Genomic DNA, 635 nt, shown 5'->3' on the forward strand with positions numbered 1-635 from the left:
GTGTCTGTGGATGCGCATTATAGGGATCTTGAGAAGGTAAGCAAGCGTTTTATTACGATTATTTGCAATTAATTTTTATACCTAGATTGACCACAAGTTATCCACAATTTAGCTTTTGTTATCCACACTTTTGTGTCGTATAGTGAAGTTTTAATGTTTATTTCAAAAGGTGTTTTATGCTTCCTACATTACGTTCCTATAAAAACATTCATCCTCAGATTGGTAATAACGTTTATATTGACCCTTTTTCTTCAATTATTGGTGATGTGAAGCTCGCTGATGATGTCAGTATTTGGCCAATGTGTGTTTTACGCGGTGATGTAAATAATATTTCTGTTGGTGCGCGTACTAATATTCAAGATGGATCGGTATTGCATGTCGCCAGAAAAGGTGAAGCATCAGTAGATGGTTATTCTTTAACGATTGGAAAGGATGTTACTGTAGGGCATAAAGCAATGCTTCATGCTTGTACTATTGGCGATCGTGTTTTAGTTGGGATGGGGGCAATTGTTTTAGATAATGCACATATTGAAGATGATGTAATTATTGGGGCCGGTACATTAGTCCCACCAAATAAGGTATTATACCAATTCCGTTAATTAAGTTTCCAAATTTGTCCAATCTCGATAGCACAG

At 36.2% G+C, this 635-nt stretch carries 1 pseudogene; it reads left to right on the forward strand.

From position 1 onward, the window contains the following. Positions 1-176: 176 nt before the first annotated feature. A pseudogene (locus V6256_RS15160) lies at positions 177-584 on the forward strand (gamma carbonic anhydrase family protein); the annotation flags it as partial. Between the last annotated feature and the right edge of the window lie 51 nt (positions 585-635).

The sequence above is a fragment of the Psychromonas aquatilis genome, from assembly GCF_038155185.1.
Classification (GTDB): domain Bacteria; phylum Pseudomonadota; class Gammaproteobacteria; order Enterobacterales; family Psychromonadaceae; genus Psychromonas; species Psychromonas aquatilis.